Below are 9,521 nucleotides of genomic sequence, written 5' to 3'. Positions count from 1 at the left end.
AATGGATTAACAAAAGCAATGGCAGGATTAGAAGCTAATCCAACAAATCCTGAAAGTACTGTAAAACCAGGTGATACAAAGGTAAATGCTACTAAGACAGGTGATACAACAAGCGTTATATTACCACTAGCAGGACTAGCAATTGCTTCATTAGGATTCTATGGAAATAAAAAAAGAAAACGTAAATAAAATATAACTTTATGTTTACAAGACCCGATATTTGGGTCTTGTTTTTTGGGCTGTCAATTAATGTTATTAGTGTAAATATCAGAATAATATGATTTGTTATAGTTTTTAATTTAAAATAATATTTTTTATTAAATAGTTGTTTTTTAACTAATGTTTGTTATGATATTGTAAAATTAATAATTTGTTGAAAGTTTTTCTTTCTATTAATCGTATGTATAGTGAATAGGAGGAATTATAATGAAAAAAATAAAGTGTTATTTTATTGCGGGTTTGATAGTATTTGCTGGAATGGTATCATTATCATATGTTCAAAATGTTGATGCTTACCAGCCATCACAGACTTATTCTGTAAATCAGGGAATAGGTTTATCGGCTGAAACTGCTGATTCTGTTACTAAATGTTATCAGGGACATGTTGATTGTGATGAGAATCATACTTGTTCATTAGGACATGAGAATTGTGACAATAATCATGAGAATCAATGTTTATCGGGATATGGAAACTGCAATAGTAATCATCAAAATCATGAAAAAGAAAACCATCATCTTCATAATGGTAGACATCATTAGTAACTTTATTTATTAAGAATATGTGAGGATCTTATGCGTACAGAAGAAGAAATAAGAAAAGCAATTAATCAATATGCTGATATGATACAAAAAATATGCTTTATTCATATGAAACAACAATGTGATGTTGATGATGTCTTTCAGACGGTTTTTATCAAGTACGCAAAAGGTCCTGTTTTTGAAAGTTTAGAGCATGAGAAAGCTTGGCTGATTCGGGTTACAATTAATGCTTGTAAAGATGTGTTTAAAAGTTGGTTTCGTAGAAATGTTGATTTTGAACAAGATATTGAAACATTTTCAAATAATGATAAAAGTATTTCTTATTGTGAAACATCAGATTTATTACAAGCTGTTTTATCTTTACCTAATAACTACCGTAATGTTATTTATCTTTTTTATTATGAGGGGTATAAGGTCACTGATATTGCCGATATTCTTCATAAAAAAGAAAATACTATTCATACATGGCTTAAACGGGCTAAAATACAATTAAAAGATATATTGGGAGGTGATTATTTTGAATAATCCATTGCAAGAGCTTGATAATATTCATGCTAGTCAAGAAACAAAAGATAAAACTCTTAATTATATCTATCATCGAAAACATAAAAAATATGCTCATAAAAAAATATTATTAATTCCAATATTTGTATGCATACTTTTGTTATTTGTATCTTTATCTTTAAGGTCATCAATTATTCCTGAACCTGTTGCTTATGTTTCATTAGATGTAAATCCAAGTTTAGAGTTACGTTTAGATAAAAATAATGTGGTTATTGAAACTATTGCTTATAATAAAGATGCTCAAAGAATTTTAGATAAAGTTGATTTAAATGGAGAAAAATTACAATCAGCTGTACTTACTTTATTAAATGATAAAAAGTATGAGAATTATCTTCAAAATGGGTTATTAGAGGTTTCTATATTTGCAGATAATAAAAAATTATCAACTAGAATTGAATCAATATTGAACAGTTTATTTGAAAAAAATCTTGAAAGTGATCAATTTCATTGTTCACAGGTTGATCAGGAAACTCATCATAATGCTTCATCTCATCATATGACAGCTGGTAAATATCAAATTATTGAAACTATAATGTCTTATACTTCTAAATATTCATTTGAAGAGCTTAATGGCTATAGTATTAAAAAACTTTACACAATTTTATATGAATTTAATCAAGCAGATGTTCCTGATGGTTGCCAACCTGGACATAATCAAGATAGTCATCACCAAAAACATCAGCATTCTTAAAAAATACATGGTATTATTAATTAATACCATTTTTTATTGCTTATGACGTTACGTCATGAATTATAATAATAAGAGGAGGTTTTAAGTAAATGAAAGAAAGGTTGTTTACTATTGGAGAGGCAGCTAAGTTAATGAGAACTACTGTACGTACTTTACAATATTATGATAAGAAGGGTTTATTGAAGCCTTCATATTTTAGTAATGGGGGACGTAGGTTATATAATGCAAAAGATATTATTAGGCTTCATCAGATTTTATCTTTTAAATATTTAGGTTTTTCATTAGAACAGATTAAAAGTAAGTTATTTCCTTTAGATAATCCTCAAGAAGTAGCTATTGTTTTGGATAATCAAAAGAAAATTATTGAAAAGCAAATATCTGATTTAACAAAAGCAAAACAAGCGATCGAGACATTATATAACGAAGTTAAAACTATTCAAGAAGTTGACTTTTCTAAATATGCAGAAATTATAGAATTACTCAAGGTAGAAAATGATGGTTATTGGGTTTGGAAATGTCTCGATAATTCATTAAAAGAGCATATTTATAAGAGATTTGGTAACGATGCACAAACTGCGTTAAAGATATTTGATACTTACAAGGAAGTTTTAGATAAGACATATATTTTAAAGCTAGAAGGTGAAAGTCCAGAAAGTGATATTAGTAAAAAGTTAGCTGCAAAATGGTGGGATATGATTTTAGAGTTTACTGGTGGGGATATGAGTTTAATAGCACAACTTGAAGCTTTTAATAAAGATAAGAAAAATTGGGATCATGAATTATCTAAAAAACAGCAAGAAATAGATATTTATTTAGGAGAAATTCTAAAATATTATTTTGATGATATGAAAGGTTAATAAATATATGGATTATGCAATTAAGGTTAGTGATCTAAAGAAAAGCTATGCTTTGAATAATGTATTAAAAGGAGTAAGTTTTTCAGTTGATAAAGGTGAGGTATTTGCAATTTTAGGTGTGAATGGTGCAGGAAAAACAACCCTTTTAGAGTGTTTAGAAGGATTAAGAAAATATGATAGTGGAAAAATTGGAATAAATGGTAAAGTAGGTGTACAGTTACAATCTTCTTCAATTCCTCATAATATGAAAGTTAGTGAGGCATTTATGCTATTTGCTAAATGGAATCATGTTAAAATTGATGATAATTATATAAAAAAATTAGGAATTAATTCTTTTATAAAAAAACAATATTCTCAATTGTCTATTGGACAAAAAAGGCGTTTACATTTAGCTTTGGCGTTATTAGGTAATCCGGATATTATTTTTCTAGATGAACCAACGGCGGGTCTTGATGTAGAAGGAAGAGAAACAATTCATAAAGAAATTCAAAATTTAAAATCTCAAGGGAAAACGATTATTTTAGCAAGCCATGATATGAGTGAGGTAGAAAAACTATGTGATAGAATTGCTATTTTAAAAGAGGGCAAGGTAGTATTTTGTGGAACCGCTATTGAATTAACTAAAATAAATAAAAATCAATGTATATTGCAAATATGTTTTTCAAAGAGTATCGATTTATCTGATATAAATAATATACGGATAGAAAAATTTAATAATTATTATAATTTTGAGACAACTAATCTTGAAGATGCACTTATTGAAATAATAAATACTTGTCGCCAGCAAAATGTTAAAATAAAAGATATTCAAATAAAACATATAGAATTAGAACAAAGATTTTTAGAGGTTGTAAAGGAGGGATTATAGTGTCTGCTTTTATTTATGAAGTAATACTGCATTGGAAATTAAATTTAAGAAGTAAAGAAATATTAGTTCATTTTTATGTAGTACCATTATTATTTTATGTTTTTATAGGTTCGATATTTACAGCAATTGACTCTAATGCATATAAAACGATTATTTCAGTTATGACAGTATTTGGTATTTCGATGGGAGGTTTATTGGGGTCACCATATCCATTAGTAGAATTTTATGGAAGTGATATAAAAAAATCTTATCAGATTGGACATATTCCATTATGGACATTGGCAATTGGAAATTTAATTTCAGCATGGCTGCATTTATTGATTATGAGTATAATTATTTTTTTTACAGCACCAATTTTATATAATGCACCTATACCGCAAAATATACTAACTTATTTTGTAGGGTTAAATTTATTGATAGTAGCAAGTTTAGGAATTGGAATGATATTTGGATTATTTTTCAAAAGTTCATCTAAGATGGGGATGGCTACACAAATTGTTTTTCTTCCTTCAATTATGTTATCGGGTATTATGTTTCCAAGGATTTTATTGCCAGAATATCTACAGATGATTGGTAATATATTTCCAGCTACATGGGGATTTAAGATAATGTGCAGTAATCATTTAGATTTAAATTATATTATACCTTTGTTGGTAATTATATTAGTTTCTTTAATGGTTTCAATCTATAAGTTAAAGAGAATAATTTTTGAATAAAAATATTTTATAATTGTATTAAGTTAGTCTCATATTTATATCAATTATAAATATAAAATAGACATTTATTTTGTTAATCGGTAAATATAATGCGCTTATTTTATGAAAACAATAAATTAGTATTGCTTTTAGTTATATTGGGGAAGATTGACAAAAATATATAACAATGATAATATGATGTTGTAGAGAGCTATAATCAAATAAACTTGATGGAATGTACCAGTTTTTGGTACATTTTTGTTTATATTAATATTTAATAGGGGGAGTGATAAATGATGTTTACAAGATTATTTGATTTTAAAAGAAGGATTATAATTGTATGGGGTGTATTGGTTATTTTGGCTGGATTAACTATCTTTTTATTAGTAAATTCAAAAAGTGGATTGTTAAAGGTGAAGGATGAGATTATTTTGGTGGAGTATGGTCAATCAGTTCCTACAGAACCTAAATATTATTTAGATTTAAAAGAGTTAAATACTAGCGATAAAAATGATGTTTTAGAGAATACAAAACTTAAATCTAATGTAAAAAATGAAATTGAGATAATTGATAATATTGATGGAACAAAAAATGAGAAAGATAAGGGATATGCTTCAGTTGGTACATATAGAATTATTCTAAAGTATAAAAAAGAGATAAAGGAGGTAAAAGTAATTGTTAAAGACACTGTTAAACCAGAACTAGTTGTTCCTGAAAATGTAGAGATTTTTTTAGGAACAGATTTAAATACTTTTGATTTTAAGAAACTAATGCAGGCAACTGATTTGGCAAGACTTAATGATTATATTATTGATACAAGTTTAGTTGATATAAATAATATTGGTGAATACATTGTTAAGGTATCAGTTGAGGATATAAATAAAAACAAATCAGAAAAAGAATTTAAGGTGACAATTATATCTCCACCTGCTAATGATGAAGAAGTTATTCAAGAAGTAGTTACAAATGATGATGGTTCTATATCTGTAAAAGCAGTAACTAAGAAAAAATCTGTGGTTTCAAATGATAAATCATCTACTAGCTCTTCACCATCTAAACCTTCAAATAATAAACCAATTAATAATCCTGATATGGGAAATGAGAGTACAGGAAATAATTCAAGTATGAATACTGATAAAAATGATTCTAATAGTTCTAAAAATGATAGTAATGAAAATAATGGTCATTATGAAACATTTTATTATTGTCTTGATCATTTTAACGAAACATACAGTAAATATCATACTTTGCAAGAATTAATTAATGCAGGTCATTTTACAGGTGGATGTGGATGTAGTAATTATGGATATGGAGAAACTTGGATAGAGTAGAAGTAATCTTGGCCGTCATAGTATATAGTTTTTATTTATGAAGGGAATACTTTATTATGTATAAATCTAAATGCAGAGATCCGTGTATATAGTTATTGACTATTTAAAAAATATAGTAAACAACATTGACTTAATGTTGTTTTTTTTATTAAAAATTAGAGGAGAAATTTTATGAATATGTTAAATATAGAGAAAATGACTAAGAAAATAATACAGTTATTATTAGCGTTGTTAATACTATTTGGTTGTATTTTTAATAATATAAGTAGTGTAAATGGATTGGATAGTTATACTGGTCCTTTTACAAAAATTAAAGAAGTAAATTATCCAAGCTGGATGGGAAAGTATTCAACTTGGATGTGTACATTTAATAACCAGATTTCTTATTGTTTAGAGGCTAGTAAAAAAACACCAGATAGTGGAAATAAGGATGCTAATATCATACTTAATACAAATGAATTACTAAAAAAATGTTTATATTATGGTTATGGAGGACCTGCGGATGTATTAACACCAATATTAGATTATGATGATAGTGATGGTATTATATTTACTGCAGATGATGCATATGTAGCTACTCATATTGTTGCTAGTTATGTATACAGTGGAGATTTACAAGGTTGTGATGTTAATGCAACTTTCGGGAAAGATACTGTATTTAAGTGGTTCTTAGATTATATTACAAATGCACCATCTCCTATTAAACCAGCTCTTAACGAAAGTGAAACGGGAAGGTTTGTTGCAGTTTATGATAGTGTAAATAAGGAACAGAAAACTAATATCATTACTTTTAATGCAGCAAGTAATGCTACTATAAATTTTACTTTACAAGAAAATGTTACATTGCATAATGTAACTAAAGGGATTGCACAGACAGGAGGAGTAGTAAAAGTTTATGGTGGTGATCAAGTCTATTTAACAGCACCAATGTCAGTAACAAAGGACTATATTAGTAGCAATATTGCAGGTGAAAATTGTACTCGTTTTGTTCCCTTGTTAATTAAGGAAAATGATACTGTTCAGGGACATGGCTCATATGCGATTGATCCAGCGGCATTGTATTATTCTGTTGATTGGCTAGATACAGGATCTTTAGAATTAAATAAGACAAATGACAATAAAGATTTAATTGATGGGGCAATATTTAATTTGAAATCATTATCATATGAAGGATATGAGGAAAGTATTACAGTTAAAGATGGAAAAATTAGAATAGATAATCTGATGGTTGGTACTTACGAGTTAAAAGAAATATTTGCACCAGATGGTTATTTATTAAATACAGAGAAATTTATTATTACAATTAATAAAGATGTGACTACTACACAAGTAGTAGAGAATAAGGAACCAAAAGGTTCTATATTTTTAACTAAAGAAATTAATACGGATTTAACTGATGGTAAGCATGGAGATGCAGTTTTAAAAGGAAATGAGTATAGATTAATTGCTAGAGAGGATATAAGCAATAAAGCAGGTACAATTATCTATTTTAATAAAGGGGAAACTATTGATACACAAATAACAGATGATGATGGTAAATTAGTATTTGATAATCTTCATATAGGTAAATACATTATAGAGGAATCTAAGTCTAATAATACATTAGTATTAAATCCAAATGATACTAATGTAGATATAGAGTATGAAGGACAGTCGGTATCTAAGATATTACGTTCAACCAATGTTAATAATCGTGTTAATATGCAAAAAATACAAGTTCATAAATTTGGTGAAAAAGATGGAGTTAGTGGAATTGTAAAAGGATTACAGGGAGCGGAATTTACATTTCGTTTAAAATCAGAGGTTGATCGTGTTGGATGGGATAGTGCTTTTATTTATGATGTAATTACAACTGATGAAAATGGTCGTGCACATACTAAGTATTTACCATATGGTGAATATATAGTTCGTGAAACAAAGACACCTCAAGATTATATTACTGCACCTGACTTTATAGTTTCAGTAACAAAAGATTATAGTGAATATGTAGATGTTGAACAAATCAAAATTATTGATATTAATAATCGTCCTGCAACAGCACAATTGAAACTGGTTAAAAAGGATCTGGATAGTGGTAAAGTTGTTACTTTGAATAGCGCTACTTTTAAAGTTAGAGCAAGAGAAGATATAGTATCTAATGGAAAGGTTATTTATAAAGCTGGTGAAGTGATTAAACAAAAAATCAGTGGAAAAATCTATGATAGTTTTACTACTAATGCTGACAATACTGTAATACCATCAGGATCATTTAATAATGATGGTGATATGGGAAGTGTAATATTACCATTACAATTAGATGTGGGTAAATATTATGTTGATGAAATAAAGACTCCGACAGGTTATTTATCATTAGAAAAGCCAATTGATTTTGTAATTGAAAATATTCGTGATTATGATAAAGATAAAGATGGAGATCCAATTTTAGAAGTTGTTATTAAAAATGATAAACCGATAGGGCAATTAAAAGTAGTTAAGTCTATAGAGACAAATATAGTTGATAAATCATTTATTAAAAATAATGATTTAAGTAAAATTAAATTTAGATTAACAGCTAAAGAAAATATATTGGACATGGCAGATGGAACTATTATTTATAGGGAAAATGCAGTAGTAGGAGAATATAATCTATCTGAAGATGGAAAATTGACTGTATCTGATTTACCAATGGGAATATATGAATTACAAGAAATATCAACATTAGATGGTTTGGTTCATAATGGAATTAAATATGAAGTTAAGTTTATACAAACTGATCTAACTACTAAAGTTTATACTGTAACACAAAATATCGTAAATAAACCAACCATGATAGAAATAAGTAAAACAGCAGTAACAGGAACGGAAGAGCTTGAAGGAGCATCGATGCAGCTTTTAGATAGTAATCGAAATGTTATTTGTGAATGGATTTCGGGTAAAAAACCATATATTGTTGAAGGATTAGAAATAGGTAAGACTTATATTCTTAAAGAAGACCTTGCTCCTATTGGTTATGTACAGGCAAAGGAAATAAGTTTTGTAATTGAAAATACGAGTGAGATACAGAAAATTCATATGGTTGATAAAGTTGTAAATGTTAAAAAGATAGATACCTATGGTAAGACTGTAGAAGGTGCTCTTTTACAAGTTGTATCAACAAAGACGAAAAATATTGTTGATCAATGGATTGTAGATGAAAGTGGAAATCATAATGTTGAGGGATTAATAGCTGGAGAATCATATATTTTAAAAGAATTAAAAGCACCTGATGGTTATGTATTAGCTGATGAGATTGAATTCATTGTTAAGGATGATGAACAAGATCAAAAGATAGAGATGGTTGATGAATTAACAAAAGTTGAAATTTCTAAGATTGATCTAACTAACTTAAAAGAATTATCTGGAGCTCAACTGCTGCTTGAAGATATTTCTACTGGCGAAACTGTTTTTATAGAGCGTTGGGTATCGGGTAATCAACCACGTATGTTTGAAGGTTTGATCGTTGGACATAAATATCGACTTAGTGAAGAAATTGCTCCTAAAGGATATCAAATTGCTCAAGCGATAGAATTTACTGTTGAAAATACAAATAAAGTTCAACGAATTGAAATGAAAGATGAATTACTACCAATTCAGCCACAAACAAGTGATGATATAAGTGTTGGTTTAAATCTATTTATGTTTTGGGTTTTTGGAATAAGCTGCTTGTATTTAAGAAAGAAAGTATATAAATAAAAGTTGGGACCATTATGATGGTCCCATTTTTTATTTATATAAAGA

Annotated in this window: 9 protein-coding genes; all 9 read left to right on the top strand. The window is 27.9% G+C overall.

All coding sequences use genetic code 11. The features are described from left to right. Positions 1-189, top strand: a 189-nt coding sequence (locus ACLR9T_RS09640) for an LPXTG cell wall anchor domain-containing protein (RefSeq protein WP_413109330.1), incomplete at its 5' end; no start/stop codon positions are given. 237 nt (positions 190-426) lie between these two features. Continuing rightward, the gene (locus tag ACLR9T_RS09635) at positions 427-759 is read left to right on the top strand and encodes a hypothetical protein (protein ID WP_413109329.1); all 333 of its coding nucleotides are present in this window, start codon (positions 427-429) and stop codon (positions 757-759) included. 33 nt (positions 760-792) lie between these two features. Continuing rightward, complete coding sequence (locus tag ACLR9T_RS09630) at positions 793-1,284, top strand: sigma-70 family RNA polymerase sigma factor (RefSeq protein WP_413109328.1); 492 nt, start codon at positions 793-795, stop codon at positions 1,282-1,284. Beyond that, complete coding sequence (locus tag ACLR9T_RS09625) at positions 1,277-2,014, top strand: hypothetical protein (RefSeq protein ID WP_413109327.1); 738 nt, start codon at positions 1,277-1,279, stop codon at positions 2,012-2,014. Before ACLR9T_RS09630 ends, ACLR9T_RS09625 begins: the two co-directional genes overlap by 8 nt. Before the next feature lie 89 nt (positions 2,015-2,103). Continuing rightward, a complete protein-coding gene (locus ACLR9T_RS09620) occupies positions 2,104-2,871 on the top strand; it encodes a MerR family transcriptional regulator (protein ID WP_413109326.1) in 768 nt (255 codons plus the stop codon). Between the two features lie 7 nt (positions 2,872-2,878). Next, on the top strand, positions 2,879-3,739 hold the full coding sequence (locus tag ACLR9T_RS09615) for an ABC transporter ATP-binding protein (RefSeq protein ID WP_413109325.1): 861 nt from the start codon (positions 2,879-2,881) through the stop codon (positions 3,737-3,739). Then, on the top strand, positions 3,739-4,455 hold the full coding sequence (locus ACLR9T_RS09610) for an ABC transporter permease (RefSeq protein WP_413109324.1): 717 nt from the start codon (positions 3,739-3,741) through the stop codon (positions 4,453-4,455). Before ACLR9T_RS09615 ends, ACLR9T_RS09610 begins: the two co-directional genes overlap by 1 nt. Before the next feature lie 272 nt (positions 4,456-4,727). Continuing rightward, the gene (locus ACLR9T_RS09605; RefSeq protein ID WP_413109323.1) at positions 4,728-5,765 is read left to right on the top strand and encodes a hypothetical protein; all 1,038 of its coding nucleotides are present in this window, start codon (positions 4,728-4,730) and stop codon (positions 5,763-5,765) included. 171 nt (positions 5,766-5,936) lie between these two features. Then, positions 5,937-9,476, top strand: a complete 3,540-nt coding sequence (locus tag ACLR9T_RS09600) for a SpaA isopeptide-forming pilin-related protein (protein WP_413109322.1) — start codon at positions 5,937-5,939, stop codon at positions 9,474-9,476. Positions 9,477-9,521 lie beyond the last annotated feature (45 nt).

This window comes from Thomasclavelia sp. (assembly GCF_047249845.1).
Taxonomy (GTDB): domain Bacteria; phylum Bacillota_I; class Bacilli_A; order Erysipelotrichales; family Coprobacillaceae; genus Thomasclavelia.
Note: the sequence above shows the minus strand (reverse complement) of the source record. Positions and strands in the feature narration are given on the sequence as shown.